Consider the following 19,792-nt stretch of genomic DNA (forward strand, 5'->3'; position numbering starts at 1 on the left):
TTACTACAGGCGCAGTCTCCAGGCCGCATCGATACGATTTCCATCCCAGTCAGACAGCGGGCCGTCTGCACTACGATCGCGGAAAAGATAACCAAGCTCAACGAAGTTGTTACGGTTGACCTGATAGGAACAACGAAGTCCCAGCGTGACAAAGTTATCTTCCGCATCATCAACACCGAATGACGAATAGGAACTGTCATATTCACTGTACGTATAGCTCAGCGAACCTGAAAGAGCGATTTTTGCGGTAACATCATGACGCGCGCCAAGTGCAACATTGAAACGATCCTGAGCGTTATAGAGACTGTTTTCAGAACGATAAACCGAATAGCCCAGTGACGTCGTGATACTGGTACGAGCAGAAGGATTGACCTCCAGTCCCGCAGACAAATACGGCGTAGAGGTATCTTCACTTCCACTATTGTCAACATCCACAGATGTCAGTGTATAACCAACCCGTCCGAAACCAGAGACAGTCGGCGTAAAATTCTGATCCACACCTACAAGGAAGGTGACAGAATCATATCCGCCTCGATCACCATCATACGTCAGACTTCCGTAATTAACTCCACCCATTACCTGGGTTTTATCAGGATTCAGCTGTCTGAAATAAGAACCATCTGCTTTGAACAGGTCATAGTTGTTACCACTTCTGGTTCCGGTTCCCTGCCACTCACCATAGTCGCTGTCATCCCAGATCCGGAATTCATAACCCAGTCCAAGTTTCAGGAAGCTGACTTCATTCAGCGTGTAGTCAACAGAACCTAACAGATCATTTTCAAAATAATTCTGATTATCCTGCGATGTATAATCCGACTGCCCGTCCTTCTGCTGATAGCGGAAACGATCAGAAAGCGTCAGGAACGCGCGCTGAGAAACAGCATGATTCAGCTGCGCATACAGATTCTGATAACTTACGAATTCAGGATCCGCATCAAAACGATACTGGAATTCCGGTTCCCAATAAAACAATGCGTCAGTCCGTGACGAGAAGTTGAACTTAGCCGTAAGATTGACGATATCTGTAATAAAACCGGAATCTACAGCATCTTCAGTTTGGTAAATATTATCATCATATCCAACACGGACATGGTTTTGAAAGCGGATCACACGTTCTTTAGCTGCGAAAGATGTCGCAGAAGCAAGTGTAAGAGCAATGAGCACTTGAAGTGGTCTATTCGTCATGATGTATAACTCCCTTAAACAACCTAAATAATTAATTTCGCCCTATAGTAAGATCATTCCGGCGTAGCTTCGGAATCCCGAGGCGTATTACCCAAAGAAGCCCAGAGATTGCCAAACTGCCGCTGATAAAAATTTCTTACACGAGCGGAATCCCAAGGGACATCATACACGTTCGGGGGATCATAAGCTCCCCAAGCGCTACCACCCGTATTGGCATTTGCTGCTTCCGTCCGATCCTTAACAGCTTCTTTAACATCTAAAGCAATTACGCCATTAATCGCATCCTTCGCCTTCTGCAAAGCATCAGCTATATCATCAACAGCGGACTGAGCAGCATCTTCATCTCCGCTCTCAACGGCCTTTTCCATTGCGGAATACGCATCAAGTGCCATAGCCATTGCGGCATCAACAGCATCCGAACGCTCGCCAGCCTCAGCCACAAGCTCGGCATTTCCAGAACTTGCGGCTTCCGCCAAGGCAGCCTTGGCATCCACGGATATCTTTGCGATCTCCGACAAATCACTCGCTGCACCGGCAGGATCCACAGCAGATGCTGTAAGCGAGGTTAACCCCAAACCGACTGTTACCAACATTATTTTGGAAAGCTTTTTCATAATCCCTCTCTCCTTCTATTTTGAATATTTTTGAGCAATAATTTTTTTAACACGCTCATAGTTAAACTGAACCTGAGAACTGGATGCCAAAGCATCCTGCAGAGAAGTACGCATTACCGGTAACGTTTCAGTCTTATCTTCAGCAACAGCCTCTATGTAAAGCAGAGCAATCTGAACCACTTTGGCACCGGAATGAGCAACCCCGGCATTCACCTTTGCAAGCAAAGCATAATCGTTTGCAATTTCATCAGATGAGGCTGTTGCAATCTTCGATGCACTCACTTTAGCACCTTTCAGAGAATCAATCGCAATCTTCCAGTTATCAGAAGCCGCCTCCAGAACGCTGGCCACCTCAGACATCAAAGGAGAATCTTCAGGAATAGATACGATAAGCTGCTTCCCCTTTTCAATTGCCATACGGGCCTTTTCAACTTCAGCCTCCGCGTCGGCCACGGCCGAATCGGAGTTAGTGATAATTGAAGCCTCTTTTGAGGCAGCTTCCTGCCCCATAGCATGGCTGGGAACCAGCCCGCACAAAGCCGTAACGGCCAAACCAAAGATAAAACTGTGTCTAATCATGCCCTATCCTTTAGTTAATTTTCCAACAATTATAAAAAAACACTTCTATACGCAAGTAAAACTAATGCTTTAAACGAGACAATATTTTCAGGGTATCAACCAACGCCGCATAGCCCTCTCTATAATCAACACGATTAATAATACAGAATTCTTCCCAGGAGGCAATGCCTTTGGGCAACTTTACTTTCCCCATAAAATACTCTGCCTCTCCCGAAAACAGCAACTCAATCTGTCCCATAACCCTGGCACAATCTTTCAAGGTAAACTCGGTTCCATTAACCACTTCCATTAAGCCGAAATAAACACCCTGATCATTGAAAAAGGAAACACAGTCCGATAGCGAAGCGTTCTTATCCACATACCGCTCAAATAAACCGAAATACTTTCCGAACACCATCGCGGCGTCAGCATGAGTAGGAACCTGGGAATCGGATGCGGACATTTTCGACGCAGAGGAAGAACTCGCAAAGACGAAACCGATCATGACAACCATCAATACAATTCCGTTTTTTTTCATCTTCGACACACCTCATACAACGCGCTAAATTACATCTTTCCGCGTCAACCCTTATTACTTATACTAATAATTTAACTACGGAAACCTCATGAAAACCAACTCTTTTACCTATAAACTCACACCGGAACAACAGAACGCGGTTTTTGAACTCCTCAGCTCCCCTGCATATCTGCCTGAAAAAGTGCCGCACACCCGCATCGCCGTATCCATTCCGGACTGTCGCATCAATCTGTACAATTCGGGCAAACTGCTCGTACAGGGAAAAGCCGCCCGCGATTGGATCACCTTCACTCTGGAAACCGAAATTTTACACGAAGCCCGCCTAGGCTACGAAGATTTCCACGACCCGGAAGCCATCCAGCCGCACATGGGCATCGATGAATCCGGGAAAGGCGATTTTTTCGGACCGCTTGTTATTGCATCGGCCTACGTCAACGAAGAGCTTGTCGAAAAACTTAGAGAACTGGGCGTTCGCGACTCCAAAAAAATCTCATCCGACAATGTTGCATTAAATATGGCGCGCGATATCCGAAAACTGCTCGGCGACCGCTGCGCCATGATCACGATCGGACCGCGCTCCTACAACCGGATGTATTCTAAAATACGAAACGTAAATAAAATGCTGGCCTGGGGCCATGCGCGCGCTATCGAAAACCTGCTCGAAAAAGTTCCGGACTGTCCTCGCGCCCTGTCCGACAAATTCGGCCCGACCCACCAGATTGAGCGTGCTCTTATGGAAAAAGGACAGAAAATAAAACTGGATCAGCGCACAAAAGCCGAATCCGATCCCGCAGTAGCAGCGGCCTCCATTCTGGCACGCGCCGGCTTCGTATATGCCCTGAAACAGATGGGAAAAATACATGGATTTGAAGTGCCCAAAGGAGCATCGGACAAGGTACGGCGGGCAGCGGAAAAACTGATCGCCGACAAGGGACCGGGAATTTTACTCGATGTTGCAAAATGTCATTTTCAGACTACGGATAAGGTGCTTGCTGAAGTCGGTTATTCCCGCAGCGACCTACCCCGTCCCGATTAACACTCATCCGCCCGAACAGGCCAGACGTTGAAAATGTGTATAGGGACGGGAAACTACTCCGCAGTCCCGAACGTCACATTTTTTATGCCGGCACCGGCGCAGGCGTTGAGCACATCAATCACGCGCTCGTGCACCGCATCATCATCAGCAGCAATCGTGATCACCGCTTTGGTTTTAGAAATCTTTGCCGCCTGGGCATACCGTAGAAGCGTATATTCAAGATCAGCCAGATCGGATTTATCCGGCGAGGCATACACCTTGTTATTCAGCACAATTTCACCGGACGCGAGTACCTCGATAATCTGCTCATCCGGCATCTCCATCTGAGTTGACACCGAAACGGCGCCGGGCAGCGCAAGATCCAGATCCGCCTCCGTACGCTTTAACTGCGCGCTGACCATAAAATAGATGAGCAACAGAAACACCACATCGATGAGCGGAGCAATCTGCAGCTCCGTTTTTTCATTGATGAGCTCTTCGATCCAGGACTTCATGCTCAGTTCCCCGACTCAAACGTTGCGAAAATAACATTCACCACTCCGCCTTCAGCACAGGCCGCCATAACCTCTTTAACATGCTTATGTTTTGCATAGCGGTCGGCCCGCAGATAGATCTCCGTCTTCGGATCCTCACTCAGCAGTTTTCGTACATAGGGGGCAATCTCCTCAACCAGAACCGGCTTGAGATTCATAATAATATCCACCTTCTCACCCGTATGGTCCTGAGACCGGATCGTGATCAGGCGGCGCCCGCGCGCATCCTCCGGAACTTTCGACTCATCCGCCACCGGCAGCTCAACCGGCGTGCGGTCCATCTTCGACATATGCGAAGCCACCATAAAGAAAATCAACAGCAGAAAGACCATATCAATCATGGGAGCCATGTTGATTTCGTCTTCGCCGCCTTCAGCTGGAATTTTAAACTTCAAAGAAGCCGCCCGCTTTCAGAATCAGTCCACTTTAGCGTAACGGAAAATATTCATGTAATGCCCGACCAGACGCCCCATGGTCGACATGGTTTTGATGAAGTTATTCTTGAAAAGAAAATAAGCAATCATCGCGGGAATCGCAATCACCAGACCGGTTGCCGTTGTAATGAGCGCCTCGCCAATGGAGCCGGCCAGTTTGCCCGGGTCCCCCATGCCGCCCTGTGCAATAATCGAAAACGCCTTAATCATCCCCGAAACCGTGCCGAGCAGACCGAGCATCGGTGCCGTTCCGCCGATGATTGACAGAAAATTGATCGGCTTCATGAAGATCACCATCTGTTCATTGCCCGCCTCCTCAATCGCCTCCATCACATGCTGCGCATCATAATCGTGCTCCTCGGAAATCCGTTCCATTCCGGCATCGAGCACCGCCGTAATCAAACTGTCATTTTCCGCACATAGACTACGAATACCCTGCACATCGCGCTTGCGCATCAGCTCCTCAATCCGCTCTTTCAAATCCTGCCGCAGCATATTTTTTTCGCGAAGAAGCAGAAGATTCCGAATGATAAAATAAAACATCGCCACCGAAAACAGCCCCAGCGGATACATGGCCCAGCCCCCTGCTTCAGCAGAGTTCCGAGTGTAACCGACTCCGCAGCCTCAGCCTGAACCGCGGCAGCATCCACCCCGGCCTCCTGCGCAAGCGTCGTTGCAATCGGCAGCATCATGCCAACAAGCAGCACAACCATTGCAAAAACTCCGAAATAACCTTTTTTCATAACGCTAACCTCCACGGCTTCCAGTTGATTCCATTTTAATCGTTTCGCCCCGCTTACTCCAACGCGAATTCGGATAGGCAATAATCAGTTCGTCCGCAACCGCCGCAGCCTTAACCGGCTGCCCCAGCTTCTGATAAATCTCTGCTTCCAGCACCGTGGCCGGCGGCAGCCACTCCTCATCCCGAATATGAAAAGCGATAATTTTAGCCACATGCTGCATCGCGGTTTTCAGTTTCCCCGCCTCCAAAGCAAACCGCCCCTGAATATATTCCGTCATAGGCTCCGAAATGTCCGCCGGATTTCCAATGTCCGAGAAAACAGTCCGGGCATTCTCCACATTGCCCTGATCCAGCAGCATCAGCGCGAAATACATCCCCGCCACATCCATATCTCGTTCGTTTCCGGTTTTCCGAATATAACCCACCGTGGTACCGGCACCACCGGTATTTCCGTTCCAATATTGGCACCTCAGCCACCACACCAGATAATCGCCCAGATTGGTCGGCAGAGCACTGTATTGCGCCACCGGACCGACATACTGCTCCAGCAGTCCTTCAAGCGCTTTGCGGTCGCCACGATAAAACATCGATTCACACATACTTAACCCAACCCCCGAAAAACGGAACTCAATGGATTGAATCATCGACAAAGCAAACGACGAAGAACCTGTATCCTGCATCAGCCGATCGCCCTGAATATTGAGCGCCTTCACCACAAAGGAATGTCCCGAATTCAGCGTTACTTTCGCGGCATACTGCGACTTCGCCGCAACAGTAAGCATCGACAGCAAGATCACTGCGACGGTTTTAGACCGCATCCTCATGGTACCACCTCCCCGGCCCGAAGCTCCCCAAGCCGCATCGCCGCCTCAATCCCCTCCGGCGTGGCCGCCACTTCCTCGTTCGCCAGCATTTCCCGCAGCGTATTAATAATTTCCTGTTCGTAGCCGCCCAGTGTTTCCATACACTGAATACTCTTCATATAAGCCGGCGCCACCCATTCCGTATAATCTTCGTACAACACATAGATTCGCTGAAAATAGGCAAAAGCCTCATCGACCGCCCCGAGCTCCATTTTACAGATCCCCGACCAATACAACGCCTCCGGCGTCAGCGCCCCGCGCCATTCCCGAATGGAAAGCACCTCGGTATACGCCTCCAGCGCCCGCTCGAAATCGCCCGACATCCGGAACGCATCACCGCGCCGCTTCCGCGCATACCCCACCGATTTACTGTACCCGAACTTCAACAGAATCTCCTCGGAACGCTCAACCGCTTCGGGATACCGCTCCTCCCCGATCAGCGCATCAAGATCTGCGATCATAATATAGAGCATATGGTTCGAAACCGGAAAATGGACCATAAACCGCTCGTACGCTTCATGAACCAGCACCCAATCCTCCCGCTTCACCGCCTCACGGGCAATCAGCAGCAACGTGCCGGACCCCGCAGCCGGAATATTTTCGGACCGCACCACCGCACCCACAAAAGCCTCACGCTCGCCCCCCTCCGTAATTTCGGCCAAAACAGTCTGATAGCGCAATTCCAGCGTTCGCTCCGCTCTCCCGGAAACCGCCTGCAGATGCTCTTCCAGCGCCTCCATAATCATGGGTTTATGGACCGCAAGATCCGGATTCCGGTAGTCACTCACAATCTCATTCAGGATCAGATCCACTCCACCCTTAAACGCCTCATTTCCGTAGGCATTCACAACCTCAAAATAGGTTTCCAACGCACGGGCATACTGATTCATTCCCTTATAGGCTTTGCCCTTCCAGTTCGCCGCACTGGCAAAATCACCCTCCGCCCCATACTCCTTGAGATAGTCCGACATCATTTCCACAATATCGGCATAACGCTGCTCCATCTCCAGCACCTTGGCCGCCTGAAACAACGGATAGTTCACCTGCCCGATATTCAGCGCCTTCTCCCGGGCCATCCCGTAAAAATCGAGTGCCACATCCAGATCACCCTCAGCCGCACGCAGATCACCCAGCATTGCATAAGCCTCCGACAACAGCGTACTGTCCGGATAACGTTTCACAAAAGACCGGAAAGTCTCCTCCGACGCCACAAATTTCTCTGCGCCATACTGCGCAATACCCAGCCGGTATGAAGCATCCTCTTCATAAAGCCGTTTCTCATACTTCGGGTTACTCAGATACCCCGCAAAGGCCGGCTCCGCCTTTTCAAATTCCCCAGAAACAAAAGCGTCATCGCCCGCCAGTATTCCGCAGATTCATAATACCGGCTCTCCGGCCACATCCCGAGCACCTTGGTGAAATGCCGCAACGCCTCCTGATAATCCAGACTCTTGAAACGGATGTATCCCATCAGATACGTAATCTGATCGATATACTTATGGTTCGGCGAAAGTTCCAACGCCTTTCGCCCCATCTCATATGCCAGCTCAAACTGCTGCCGGGTCATATGCACCTGCATCAGATTCAGCGTCACATCATCACGGAATTCCCCGTTCGGCATCTGCTCGATATAGGCATACCCCTCCGCCGTAGCTATCGCCCATTCTCGCTCATCAATCATTACCGTAAACGCAGAATAACGCGCCTGATCCGCCAGTTCACTGCCCGGATTTTCATCAAAAATCCGTTGATAAATCGCATGGGCCGGCCAGTTCCGCCCCAGATCATTATAGCACTGGGCCATGCGCAGCAGAACATCCATGTCATAATCCTGAAAATTAACGATCACATCATACTGCGCCTTCAACCGGTCAAACAGTTGCTGCTGCTTCAACTGCCGCTCCTTGTATTCCGTCAGCGTCTGCTTTCCGTCCGCCACAAACGGTTTCATCGCCGTTTTGATATCGCGCAGCTGCTGTTCATAATGTGCTGTCAGCTCTGCTTTGGTCAGCACCAGACGATAGAGCAGCAGCGCCTTCTGAAATTCATGGTTATTATAATGCGAATCGCCCGCCTCCAGCAGAGCCAGATTCAGCCCGACATCATGCCGCGAGGCCCTATCACAACGCGGCAGAAACCGGAAAAGGTTTTGAAAATCATTAAGGCGCACATAACAGGTCACCAGCATAACCGCCGCCCCCGACCGGACCGTATCCGTCTTCGCCATCCGGTAAAGTGCCGACAGCGGCTTGACCGCCTCGGCCCATTTCTCCTGCTGATACCGCGCTTCCGCCAGCAGCTGCGTTACCGGGATTTTCAACGCCTCAGCCAGCCGAAGATTCCGCAGCACCAGCATCGCCTGCTCCTCCACCGCCGGCCACTGCTGCACCATCGTCAGACACTGAGCTGCCATCACCCGGGCCGATTCCTGCTGCGGATCATCCGGAAACGCATCCGCAAAGCGGACAAAATTTCGCGCACCGGAAACATATTCCCCCAGCTGCATCTGGCAGTAAGCCAGTTGATAAAGGGTAAACGCCAGCGTCTGCCGGGCCTTTTTCTCGTTATCCCCTTCCAGACGGACCAGAATTTCCTCCAGAAAAGGCAGCGCATCCTCCAGCTGCTCATTCTTCAGCAGAGCCTTGGCCGATTCCAGCAGCACACTGGTGGATTCGGATTGCGGATTCAGACGTGCCAGCTCGCTTCGCGTCATTCCCCGCCCCCGCTGCCGCAATTCCTGCTGAGCTTCAGCCCCGAAAAGAAGCCCCGCCGTCAGCAGACCCGTTAACAGCCCGGACATTTTATGCGCATTCAACATAGGTGAAAAACTCTACTCAAGCCTCTGAAAGGACGAAAGTGCAAAGTCGAAAAAAAGAAAAATCTGCCTTGCGTCAAGCCCGCTGTTCCTATAAAAACCTCGCTCCCTTAAAGAACTAGAGGATTTTACCATGAAAGCAGATATTCATCCGAAGTATGAAGAAGCGACCATCCGCTGCTCCTGCGGTAACGAGATTGTCACTCGTTCCACCGTTAAGGAAATGCATGTCAACACATGCTCCAGCTGCCACCCCTTCTTCACCGGAAGCGCAAAACTGATCGATACCGAAGGCCGCGTCGACCGCTTCAAAAAGCGTTTCGCCGAAGGTATGTATTAGTCGATTTGCCTTTAGCAAAGCCGAACCTGCGAAAGCACGTTCGGCTTTTTTGCGTTTAAACACTATTAAGGTATCGCAAAGCCCTCGCTTCGAAAATCCCGGACTTTTGCGGTTAAAACGAAGGTGAACCATGGTCGACCAAGCCTATTTAGATCAGCTCCAGTCCAATATCAGCGAACTTGAAAGCCGCATGTCGCTGCCCGAAATTTCGTCTGACCCCAAAAAAATGCAGGAATGCATGCGCGAATACGGCCACCAGAAAAAACTCGCCGAATGCGCCGCCAAAGTCATCAACCTTGCCAATTCCAAAGCCGAATCCGAAGCCATTCTCGCCGACCCTGACTCCGACGACGAACTCCGGGAAATGGCCGAAATGGAACTCACGGAAATCACCGAACAGCTGCCCGCCGCCGAACGCGAAATGGAAATTGCGCTCATTCCGCCGGACCCGACCGACTCCCGTAACGTCATTATGGAAATCCGCGCCGGCACCGGCGGCGACGAAGCTGCGATTTTCGCCGGCGACCTCTACCGCATGTACACCCGCTATTTCGATGTGCGCGGCTGGAAACACAAGGTACTCGACGTCAGCCCATCCGAATCCGGCGGCTACAAAGAAATCTCCTTTTCCGCCGAAGGCGAAGATGTCTATAAAGTGCTTAAACATGAAGGCGGAACCCATCGTGTACAGCGCGTTCCGCAAACCGAGACACAGGGCCGCGTCCACACCTCCGCCGCCACCGTCGCCGTACTGGCTGAAGTAGAGGATGTTGATATCGAGATCAAAACCGAAGACCTCCGCATCGACACCTACCGCGCACAGGGTGCCGGCGGACAGCACGTCAACACCACCGACTCCGCCATCCGCATCACCCACATTCCCTCCGGCGTGGTCGTGCAGTGTCAGGACGAACGCTCCCAGCACAAGAATAAAGCCGCTGCCATGAAAATGCTGCGCGCCAAACTCTACGACGACCAGCAGCGCAAAGCCGCCGAAGAGCAGGCTTCCGAGCGCAAATCCATGGTCGGCTCCGGTGACCGTTCCGAGAAAATCCGGACCTACAACTATCCTCAGAACCGCCTCACCGACCACCGGATCAATCTTACGCTTTATAAACTGGACCGCATCATGGAAGGTGCGCTCGATGAAATTCTTACGGCTCTCTACGAGCATGACATTGAGCAACGCATCAAACAGCAGATGAAAAAATAAGCTGCGCCCTGCTTTTCTGCCGGTTTATACATCCAGGCTGCCGCTGTGTATTTACGCACCCTTCCTGCTTTAAGTTATTCTCCTGAAAATGGAACCGGGTGATCTATGAGGGTTTCGTCATCAAAAGGCCGCAGGCTGACCGGCAGAATGCTGTTCAGCGGATTCGGGCTGTTCTTCGCATTCATCGGCGCACGGTTTGTGCAACAGGAATGGAATGCCCTGCAGGACGTCAAAGCCATGCAGCAATGGGTGCAGACCTCCTTCAGGATTGTAACAAGCAGAATCGATGATGATCACGAAGGCTTCCGCCTCTTTGTCAGCTACACCTATTCCGTCGACGGGCATACCTGCAGTGCAAACCGGATCGGGAAAAGACGATATTTAACCACCTCAAATATCGGTAACATTAAACGCCTTGAAAAACGCTTTCCGCCCGGGAAACTACGACGGAATCCAATGACAACTGGTTTTCCACGGCAGTATCCCACACTGGCCCGACATGAAAAAGGAATTCCTCCTCCTCGTCTACCCGCAAGAAACGGACGCCTAATCCTTTTATTTGCAGAACAGGAGACGTATATTCCTCGCCCGAAAGGATGATTAGATGAGCGGAATGAAAAGTGCATACGAACTCGCAATGGAACGCTTTGGCGGTGAATCCACCGAACTTTCCAACGAACAGAAAGCGGCCATCGCTGAAATCGATTCAAAAATGAAGGCCAAAGTCGCCGAAACCGAAATTATGTTCGATCAGCAGCTCGCTGCTGAACAGGACCCTGCCAAAGCCGGCCTCATTCAACAGACCCGTCAGCAGACCATCGCCAAAATTAAAGCAGACGCTGAAACCGAAAAAGAACAAGTGAGGCAAAAGGCATAAGGAACTCAGGGCATACGTGAAACTGAAACAATTCACTGATGCCGGTCAACCTGACCCTTAATTTCGTTTCCCATGAAAAACACACCCCAGAATGCAGACTTTCTCGTAATCGGCTCCGGCCTCGCCGGCCTGACCGCAGCAATGGAACTTTCCAAACATGGCAAAGTGCTCGTCGCAACCAAAGTTGAAGCTTCCGAATGCAATAGTTTCTATGCCCAGGGCGGCATCGCCTGCGTTATCGATCCCGATGACACGGTGCGGGCGCACGTAGAGGACACCCTCAGCACCGGCTGCGGACTGAGTGATCCGGACGTGGTCGAAACAATCGTACGCAGCGGCTATGACCGCATCCATGAACTGGAAGAACTCGGTATTGAATTTGATCTGAGCAAACTCAAAGGCAAAGAGACCGAATATGACCTGGGTCAGGAAGGCGGCCATTCACACCGCCGGATTCTGCACGCAGGCGACATTACCGGCAAATCAATGATGCAGACGCTTATTCTACGCGCCAAAGAAAATAAAAACATTGTCCTGCGCGAGAATCTGATGGCGATCGACCTCGTCACCACCGACTGGATTAACCATCCCGGCCAGAACCGTTGCATCGGCGCCTATTTTCTCGATTCAAAAACCGAGGAGATTTTTGCAGTGCACGCAAAATGCACGGTCCTTTCGACCGGCGGCATAGGAAAAGTCTATCCATACACCTCTAATCCGGATGTCGCCACCGGCGACGGCGTTGCCATGGCCTGGCGCGCCGGTCTGCCGATCCGCAATATGGAATTTGTGCAGTTCCACCCGACCTGTCTTTATCATCCCGATGCCAAATCGTTTCTGATTTCGGAAGCAGTTCGCGGAGAAGGTGCCGAACTCATGGATGTCCGCGGCCGGAAGTTCATGAAGGATTTCGATGAACGCGGCTCCCTGGCCACTCGCGATGTCACTGCCCGCGCCATCGACGCCGTCATGAAAAAACACGGCGATGAATTCGTTTATCTCGATATTTCCCACCGCTCCGAATCTTTCCTGCGCGAACGCTTCCCGAATCTATACAATGCCTGCCTGCGCTACGGCGTGAATATGGCCAAAGAACCGATTCCCGTCGTTCCGGCCTGCCACTATTCGTGTGGCGGCGTCGTGGCCGAAGTGAATGGGAAAACCGCCCTTCCCGGTCTCTATGCCTGCGGCGAAGTGGCAAGTACCGGACTGCACGGTGCCAACCGCCTTGCCAGCAACTCCCTGCTCGAAGCTCTCGTCTGCGGCCACGCCACCGCCGTCGAAATTTCCAGGGTCTGGAAAGAATTCAGCGAAGATGCCGTCATTCCCGACTGGCGCTGCGGTCAAGCCGTATCATCCGACGAAGCGGTCGTGGTCGAGCATAACTGGAATGAGGTCCGCACCGCCATGTGGGACTATGTCGGTATTGTCCGCACCGAACGCCGCCTCGCACGCGCACGTTCACGCATCCGTAATCTGCGGCAGGAAATCAAACAGTATTACGGCGACTATCTCGTAACCGCCGACCTGCTCGAACTGCGAAACATCGCCGATGTCGCCGAGCTGATCATCCGCTCCGCCGAACAGCGCAAAGAGAGCCGCGGGCTGCATTTCATGTCAGATCATCCGGAAACCTCCGATGAGCTCGAACATACCGTCATTCACGACGAACCCGGCGGACCGCTGACATAAAACCAGAGAGCTGCTCCTGAGCCGCTGATCCCGCGCCGACGACCTATGTTCTCACGGCTTCATTCAGATGACCGCAGCGCGGGCAGCGGTCCATAGGCCGGTTCCGGGCAAAGGCATAGACGTGGTCGCAGTTGGAACACTCATAAATACTCTCACGCTCACGCATCGGGCGGTGCTTCGCCCGGAGATTATAGAAAATCGCAAGAATGCCGGTCACCAGCAACGGTGCTGATACAAATACCATCAGCAGTATTTCAACATCAAGGGCTATCATTTTCCCTCCTCTGCATCGGATACAGACTCCGGCGCAGGCTGAGTTTCAGGAGAGTAGATTTCCACAATGCCCTCCACCGGCTTACCCGCACTGAAATTCAGCCCGTACAGCATTTTCAGAACACTCCGGTTGAGCGGAGCGGAATCAAGTGGTTTTTCAAGAAAAACATGCTGTACCACCCCCTGCTCGGAAATACTGACTTCAGCACGTACCGCCCAGGGTTTGGAAACGTCCTGATTCAGCTCCGCCGGCAGCACAATTCCACCCACCACGCGCGATTTCAGTTCCGGCGCAATTGATACCCGCCGGGCAGCAGTTTTTTCAGGCGCAGCACGGTAAATATCGTCCGGGACTCCAGGCCCAGAACCGATCGACGTTGTAAGCATGAGCTCGGACGAATTGAGTTCGTTCCTTCGGTGCATCCCCTGCACATCAAGAAATCGCTCCGGTTTGCCTGAACCTGGATCAAAACGAGGAGTTTGGATTCGATCACCGAGAAATTCGCGACTGAACCCGATACTCGACGGCAGCGAAAAAAGAACCGGAGAAGAAACCGTGCGAACACCGGGGCCGGACATGGGAAATGCGGTATGACCACCAGCCTGATAACGCGTGGCCGGCACATCCATGTTAATTCCGCCCTCCGGATCCTCCAACGGGTGGACCGGAATAAACAGCAGGACGTGAATTCCTGCAGCCAGACCTAGCGCCTTCAGTATTCCCATGGAAGAAGTCCGACTCACGGCACCTCCTCGTCAACAGCGGAAATGCGCGTTGCAATCGACACTTCGGTGATTCCGGCTTCGAGTGCCGCATTCCAGGCTTTTACTACGGTACCATGCGAAACATGTTCATCGGCCTCGATGATCAGTACACTGTCCCGATGCCGCAACGCTGCTGTACGAAGTGCCTCGCGCAGTCCGGCCTCATCCAACCGCTCATTATTGAAATAGTACCATTCGCCACGCGTAATCGAGAGCACCATCGACCCAAACCGCGCACCGCCGGAAAACGGAGATGCCGGCAATGTAATGTTAATACCCGGTTGCATGACAAACGGTGAAACCGCCAGAAAAAAGGCCAGTGCCAGTAATGCGGAATCGCAGAAACCCAGAGCGATAGTAAACACCCCTGCCGGCTTTCGGGTGGGTTTGAAATTTCTGAGCTGCTGGCTTTTTTTATGAGGATCAAAGGGTTTCATTACCGTCAACTCCGCCTTCGATGCGGTCATAAACCAGAAAATGATAAACCTCTTCGGCGGCATATTCCATATTCAGCGTAATGCGCTCCACCCGGCTCAACAGAAAGTTATAACCGGCAAAAGCGGGAATGGAAACACAGAGACCAACCGCAGTCGTGATCAGCGCCTGCCAGATTCCGCCGGCCAGATCCCCGATCTCAGCCAGCGGCGCATGCTGCTGCATGGCCATGAAAATCTGAATCAGCCCCACTACAGTGCCCAGCAGGCCCAATAAAGGTGTAATTTGGGCAATCGTCAGCAAACCGCCCAGATTTTTCTCCAGACGCGGAATCTCTCCCAGACCGGCTTTGATTATGGTCTGCTTCAACTCTTCCGGCTTTTCATCGGCATGCAGCAGTCCCGTGCGGATAATGTGTGCGACCGGACCCGGAGTCTGATCGCATATCGAAACAGCTTCAGCCGTATTTCCGCGGTTTACAATCGTATAGATTCCGCTCAGAAAATCATCCTGTTTGATCTGCGCACGATGCAGATGAAACACCCGCTCCAGAAAAAGTGCAGCAGCGGCAATACTGCAGACCAGTATCGGCCACATAATCCAGCCTCCCTTAACCATCAGTTCCAACATAAGCACCTCCGGGAATCTGAATACGCATTTTTGATTTCATATCGCCAGAACAGACCCGCCCGGGCCCGTGAACCGATTAATCGGCAATCAGAAAACATCATACCTATTCCGCCTCCTCCTGCTCCTGAAAGAGCAGCCAGTTTTCCTGTTTAATTTTAGCAATTCGTTCTTCCGCCCATTGATTAGCCGATTCATTCACATCAGCTTCGAGCAGTCGTTCATAAACCTGTACAGCCTCTTTCCAGGCGCGCTGCCGTTCTTTGATTGCACCGGCTGAACGGGCCGAACGGGTAAACCACGTAATGGTGTAGGGAGACCGCTCAACATCTTCATTGATAAATGTATAGACCACATTCATATAGCGGCTGAACGCCTTATCCGAAACATTTGTCTTTTCCAGACACTCTCCGATTTTGTTTTCCACATGGAGCTTCAGTCCGATCGGCGCCGACGGACGGTCAAGAATCGCCTGATACGAATTCATCGCCTCTACATACCGTTCGGGATTATCCACCCCCAGCGAAAACTGGCAATCGCCCTTCCGTCCCCAAGCCGAATTAACCAGATAACTATCAGGATAATTTTTAATAATTTCCTCAAACGCCAGAATCGCCCGGGCGAACTGACCGAGTTCCGTCAGCGTGTCGCCCTGCGCAAAACGCACCTGCGGCATGATATCGCTGTCCGGATAGGTTTTCGCCACCTCTGAATACCGTTCGATGGCCTCCACATAGTTCGACTGTGCCGCCGCCGCCCGACCGGCCCAATAAAGCGCACGAGCCGCATATTCGTGCCCCTTGAAATCCCTGGCAATCCGCAGAAAAAGCGGCTCAGCCTCATCATAACGCCCCTGATTATAAAACTGCTCCCCCAGCCAGAAGATCACTTTAGGCGACCATTCCGACTCGGGATATTTTTCAATGAACCCCATGCAGGCTTCAATCGACTCCTCATAGAATCCCTGCAACGCCATACTGAAACCCCGCATAAACTCAGCCTGCTCCACATATTCGCTATCCGGATATTTTTCAATCACCTCTTCGAAGGCCTTCTGAGCCTCGGGGTACTGCTTTAAATATTCATAAAGCACCAGCCCCTGCATAAACCGGCAGGTGGCGGCTGTGGATTCATTGGTATAGGTACTGATAATCTGATCATACTTTTCCAATGCGGCATCCCATTCCCGATTGGCTCGCAGTACATCGGCCGACCGCAGTGCTGCCTGCTCGGCGAACGGACTTTGCGCATGGTTGGACTCCAGGATACCGAAGGTGGTCAGAGCTTCATCACGACGACCGATCCGCATCAGGGAAAGGCCCAGCTGATAAAGCGCATTCGGCATATTATCGTGCGTCGGGAAATCGGTTACAAACGAGCGGTACCGTTTCTCTGCATCCTCAAGCCGGTCCGCCTTGAAATAACTGTCCGCCGCCTTGAACAGTACACTTGCCTGCAGTTCCGGATCTTTCAGCGCTTTGTAAGCTTTATCAAAAATACTCGCGGCTTCGGCATATCGGGCCAGCTCCCAGAGGCACAGCCCTTTGCCGTAATACGCCTCCGCCAGCCCGGCTTCATCCACAGCTACATCAAGATACACCTGATAGGCCTCCGCCGCCTCCTGATAGCGTTTGGCCTGAAACAGCGCATTGGACTTTTCCAACTGCAGCTCAGCCGCAATCTCCTGATCCGGGGCCTCCGCACGGCACTCTTCCAGCAGCTTCAATGCAGGTTCAGTTTTCCCCTCTCCCAGGAGCAGTCTCGCCAACGCCAGTTTCAACGGCACCCGCTGGCGTGCATCCGGCGAGAGTGCAATCCCCGAGCGCATTGCCGCCTCGGTTGCCTGAAGGTCGCCGACCTTCTGCTCCAGTGCCGCCAGATCAACCCAGGCATCAATGCGGTAAAGCAGTTTCAAATTTTCATTGGTAGCAAGTCCGGTCAGAAGTCCACGGGCCCGCTCGGTATTTTCGTCTGCCCCCTGTGTATAAAGCAGATGGGCGAGTTTCAGTTTTGCCCGTGATGCCGTATTGGTGTTCTCCGATTCACCCAGCTGTTCATACAGCGCGATAGCTTCGGGGATGCGCAGTTGCAACGCGTATACCTCGGCAAGATCAAACCGGTTTTCAGTCAGATATTGATGATTCGGAAAATGATCGGCAAACTGCGTATAGGTAGCCTCTGCCGCCGCAAGCTGACCGGTCTTTTTTTCCATAAAACCTTTAAGCCGCAATGCGGAAGGTGCATACCGACTGTTGGCAAGCTCTTCCCCGGCTGTATTCAGGATCTCCAGTGCCTGGGCATACTGACGTAATTCGAAATGAGCTCGGGCACGCCAATAGGCAAATCCCGGATCCCCGGAAAGGCCTTTCAGCTCCAGCAAAAGTTCGGAGTACCGCTTCTGTCCCCAGAGCGCATGCGCTAAAAGCAGGTTGGCCTCAATGGCCTCCTCCTCTTTCGGTTCAAGCAGCACCACTCCGCGGGCCTGCTGTTCCGCCAGCACAAAAAAACCATCATCCAGCGAAGCGCGGATGTTGGGATAACGCGAGCTCAGCGGCTTTGGAACCGGTTCCTGTGCAACCGCTTTGAAAGCAATAAACAACGCTGAAAAAAATAATATGGATAAATAGGATAGCCGCATAGAATGTCCATTAATTAGCCGTCATTATTTCCAATGACCGGGTAATATAAAAGCCCTTTTTCCCGTTCTGTCGCCTGTTAATTTTGCCGACGCCGGTAATTTTTATCACAATATCGCAGTGATGCTGTCCGTTTGACAGGTCCAGGCACCGTCAACCCTTGCAGAGAGGAGCTCTGCCGAACCATGAAAATGCTGCAGCCACAAAACTGGAATTATCAATGTGCGGCGCACCTGCTGGTTCGCAGCGGCTTCGGCGCAACACCGGAACAGATTGATGCCGCCGCATCCCGATCTCTGGAAAAAACGGTCAACACACTGTTTCAGCCCCCGGACAACATCCCTCCGCCGAAATGGGTGACTCCCGAATCCGCCATTAAACCGAATCTTCGGATGCTACGCGCTCTCTCCGACGAAGAACGGCGACGTTACCGTCGGGAACAGCAACGCGAAACCCGCCGCCAACAGCAGGAACTGACCGGCTGGTGGCTCAAACGCATGATCAGTTCCCCCTGCCCTCTGCAGGAAAAAATGACCCTTTTCTGGCATGGTCACTTTGCCACCAGCAGCCGCAAAGTCCGCTCGGCTTATATGATGTATGCCCAGAATCGGACCTTCCGCAGTAACGCCTTCGGCAACTGGAAGCAGCTCATCACCGCCGTTTCGCAGGATCCCGCCATGCTCATTTATCTCGACAATACCCGTTCCCGCGCCGGGGCCCCGAACGAAAATTATGCCCGAGAACTGATGGAACTCTTCACCCTCGGTGAAGGTCATTATACCGAAGACGACATCAAGGAAGCCGCCCGTGCGTTCACCGGCTGGATGGTCCATCCGCAACGATACACATTTTTCAATAATGTCCGGAATCACGATCGCAAACCGAAAACCTTCTTCGGCCGGACCGGAAATTTTGATGGACACGATATCATCCGGATCATTCTCGAACAGGATCAGGCCGCGGAATTCCTGGTTTCCAGACTCTGGACTTTTTTCGTCGGCAAAATTCCCTCTCCGGAAACGGCACAGGAACTCGCCGCACAATTCCGTGAAAACAACTACGAACTGCAGCCGCTGCTCAAAACCATGTTCATGAGCGAAGCCTTCTACAGTCCGGAAGCCCTGCGTACACAGATCAAAAGTCCCGTGCAGTGGCTCGTCGGCTCCTGCATTGCCCTCGGCATCCGACAGCCCGACACCCGCCAGAGCATCAACATGCTGCGCACGCTCGGACAGGAACTGTTTGTACCACCCAATGTAAAAGGCTGGGACGGCGGCTATGCCTGGATCACCACCTCCTCACTGACAGCACGCTACAACTTCGCAAAACAGCTGGTCAATCAGCGTAGACAGGAAAATGAAAAAGAACAACGTTCCGGAGGATATGTCGTCAATACCGCCGATGTACTGCCCTGGAATAAAAGAAACAGCCTCGAGCAGGCGCGCAGCCACCTCGAACTGAAGATTTATCAAACCGTTCTCTCCCCTGCCGACCGCAGCAGAATCAGCGGTTATTTTAACCACCTCAAGCCGGTCAGTGACTGGACAGATTCCGATGTCCGGAATATCCTTCATGTCTTGATGAGTACACCGCAATATCAGCTCACCTAGGAGTAA

Annotated in this window: 22 protein-coding genes; 7 read left to right on the forward strand and 15 right to left on the reverse strand. The window is 52.3% G+C overall.

Translation table 11 applies throughout. The features are described from left to right. Positions 1–3: 3 nt before the first annotated feature. The 4 genes from EGM51_09150 to EGM51_09165 form a co-directional block, all read right to left on the reverse strand. Positions 4–1,185, reverse strand: a complete 1,182-nt coding sequence (locus tag EGM51_09150) for a hypothetical protein (GenBank protein QBG47550.1) — start codon at positions 1,183–1,185, stop codon at positions 4–6. Between the two features lie 53 nt (positions 1,186–1,238). Next, positions 1,239–1,799 (reverse strand): hypothetical protein, encoded by a 561-nt coding sequence (locus EGM51_09155; GenBank protein QBG47551.1) that lies wholly within the window; start codon positions 1,797–1,799, stop codon positions 1,239–1,241. 15 nt (positions 1,800–1,814) lie between these two features. Beyond that, positions 1,815–2,378: a hypothetical protein gene (locus EGM51_09160; GenBank protein QBG47552.1), complete on the reverse strand. Its 564-nt coding sequence runs from the start codon at positions 2,376–2,378 to the stop codon at positions 1,815–1,817. Between the two features lie 61 nt (positions 2,379–2,439). Continuing rightward, the gene (locus tag EGM51_09165; protein QBG47553.1) at positions 2,440–2,895 is read right to left on the reverse strand and encodes a hypothetical protein; all 456 of its coding nucleotides are present in this window, start codon (positions 2,893–2,895) and stop codon (positions 2,440–2,442) included. Between the two features lie 88 nt (positions 2,896–2,983). Here EGM51_09165 and EGM51_09170 point away from each other — a divergent pair, with 88 nt between their 5' ends. Beyond that, a complete protein-coding gene (locus tag EGM51_09170; GenBank protein ID QBG47554.1) occupies positions 2,984–3,931 on the forward strand; it encodes a ribonuclease HIII in 948 nt (315 codons plus the stop codon). Positions 3,932–3,984: 53 nt separating this feature from the next. Here EGM51_09170 and EGM51_09175 read toward each other — a convergent pair whose 3' ends face one another. The 6 genes from EGM51_09175 to bamD all read right to left on the reverse strand — a co-directional run bounded on the left by EGM51_09175 (position 3,985) and on the right by bamD (position 9,303). After that, positions 3,985–4,425 (reverse strand): biopolymer transporter ExbD, encoded by a 441-nt coding sequence (locus EGM51_09175; protein ID QBG47555.1) that lies wholly within the window; start codon positions 4,423–4,425, stop codon positions 3,985–3,987. 2 nt (positions 4,426–4,427) lie between these two features. Next, positions 4,428–4,859 (reverse strand): biopolymer transporter ExbD, encoded by a 432-nt coding sequence (locus EGM51_09180; protein QBG47556.1) that lies wholly within the window; start codon positions 4,857–4,859, stop codon positions 4,428–4,430. Positions 4,860–4,880: 21 nt separating this feature from the next. Continuing rightward, positions 4,881–5,471, reverse strand: coding sequence for a MotA/TolQ/ExbB proton channel family protein (locus EGM51_09185; GenBank protein ID QBG47557.1), 591 nt, complete (start codon positions 5,469–5,471; stop codon positions 4,881–4,883). A gap of 174 nt (positions 5,472–5,645) precedes the next feature. After that, the gene (locus EGM51_09190) at positions 5,646–6,464 is read right to left on the reverse strand and encodes a hypothetical protein (GenBank protein ID QBG47558.1); all 819 of its coding nucleotides are present in this window, start codon (positions 6,462–6,464) and stop codon (positions 5,646–5,648) included. Beyond that, positions 6,461–7,684 carry a tetratricopeptide repeat protein gene (locus EGM51_09195; GenBank protein QBG47559.1) on the reverse strand — a complete coding sequence of 408 codons (1,224 nt, stop codon included), beginning with the start codon at positions 7,682–7,684 and terminating at the stop codon, positions 6,461–6,463. Before EGM51_09195 ends, EGM51_09190 begins: the two co-directional genes overlap by 4 nt. A gap of 113 nt (positions 7,685–7,797) precedes the next feature. Continuing rightward, entirely contained in the window at positions 7,798–9,303 is a 1,506-nt protein-coding gene (gene bamD, locus EGM51_09200; GenBank protein QBG47560.1) for an outer membrane protein assembly factor BamD, read from the reverse strand. Positions 9,304–9,451: 148 nt separating this feature from the next. Between bamD and EGM51_09205 the strand changes: the two genes are divergently transcribed. The 5 genes from EGM51_09205 to EGM51_09225 all read left to right on the forward strand — a co-directional run bounded on the left by EGM51_09205 (position 9,452) and on the right by EGM51_09225 (position 13,440). Next, a complete protein-coding gene (locus EGM51_09205; protein ID QBG47561.1) occupies positions 9,452–9,658 on the forward strand; it encodes a 50S ribosomal protein L31 in 207 nt (68 codons plus the stop codon). Positions 9,659–9,788: 130 nt separating this feature from the next. Continuing rightward, entirely contained in the window at positions 9,789–10,871 is a 1,083-nt protein-coding gene (locus EGM51_09210) for a peptide chain release factor 1 (protein ID QBG47562.1), read from the forward strand. A 105-nt stretch (positions 10,872–10,976) separates the two neighbouring features. Further along, positions 10,977–11,471 carry a DUF3592 domain-containing protein gene (locus EGM51_09215; protein QBG47563.1) on the forward strand — a complete coding sequence of 165 codons (495 nt, stop codon included), beginning with the start codon at positions 10,977–10,979 and terminating at the stop codon, positions 11,469–11,471. A gap of 4 nt (positions 11,472–11,475) precedes the next feature. Continuing rightward, entirely contained in the window at positions 11,476–11,748 is a 273-nt protein-coding gene (locus EGM51_09220; protein ID QBG47564.1) for a hypothetical protein, read from the forward strand. Between the two features lie 72 nt (positions 11,749–11,820). Next, positions 11,821–13,440, forward strand: a complete 1,620-nt coding sequence (locus EGM51_09225) for an L-aspartate oxidase (GenBank protein QBG47565.1) — start codon at positions 11,821–11,823, stop codon at positions 13,438–13,440. Between the two features lie 43 nt (positions 13,441–13,483). Here the strand turns inward: EGM51_09225 and EGM51_09230 are convergent, their stop codons facing one another. The 5 genes from EGM51_09230 to EGM51_09250 form a co-directional block, all read right to left on the reverse strand. Beyond that, a complete protein-coding gene (locus tag EGM51_09230; GenBank protein ID QBG47566.1) occupies positions 13,484–13,714 on the reverse strand; it encodes a hypothetical protein in 231 nt (76 codons plus the stop codon). Continuing rightward, the gene (locus EGM51_09235) at positions 13,711–14,457 is read right to left on the reverse strand and encodes a hypothetical protein (protein ID QBG47567.1); all 747 of its coding nucleotides are present in this window, start codon (positions 14,455–14,457) and stop codon (positions 13,711–13,713) included. Before EGM51_09235 ends, EGM51_09230 begins: the two co-directional genes overlap by 4 nt. Continuing rightward, complete coding sequence (locus EGM51_09240) at positions 14,454–14,978, reverse strand: biopolymer transporter ExbD (protein ID QBG47568.1); 525 nt, start codon at positions 14,976–14,978, stop codon at positions 14,454–14,456. Before EGM51_09240 ends, EGM51_09235 begins: the two co-directional genes overlap by 4 nt. Continuing rightward, positions 14,902–15,543 carry a MotA/TolQ/ExbB proton channel family protein gene (locus EGM51_09245; GenBank protein ID QBG47569.1) on the reverse strand — a complete coding sequence of 214 codons (642 nt, stop codon included), beginning with the start codon at positions 15,541–15,543 and terminating at the stop codon, positions 14,902–14,904. Before EGM51_09245 ends, EGM51_09240 begins: the two co-directional genes overlap by 77 nt. A 103-nt stretch (positions 15,544–15,646) precedes the next feature. Continuing rightward, a complete protein-coding gene (locus tag EGM51_09250) occupies positions 15,647–18,178 on the reverse strand; it encodes a tetratricopeptide repeat protein (GenBank protein QBG47570.1) in 2,532 nt (843 codons plus the stop codon). A 183-nt stretch (positions 18,179–18,361) separates the two neighbouring features. On the opposite strand from EGM51_09250, the gene EGM51_09255 reads away from it, so the two are divergent. After that, positions 18,362–19,786, forward strand: a complete 1,425-nt coding sequence (locus EGM51_09255) for a DUF1800 domain-containing protein (GenBank protein QBG47571.1) — start codon at positions 18,362–18,364, stop codon at positions 19,784–19,786. The last annotated feature ends 6 nt before the right edge of the window (positions 19,787–19,792 follow it).

It is taken from the genome of Verrucomicrobia bacterium S94, assembly GCA_004299845.1.
Classification (GTDB): Bacteria; Verrucomicrobiota; Kiritimatiellia; order Kiritimatiellales; family Pontiellaceae; genus Pontiella.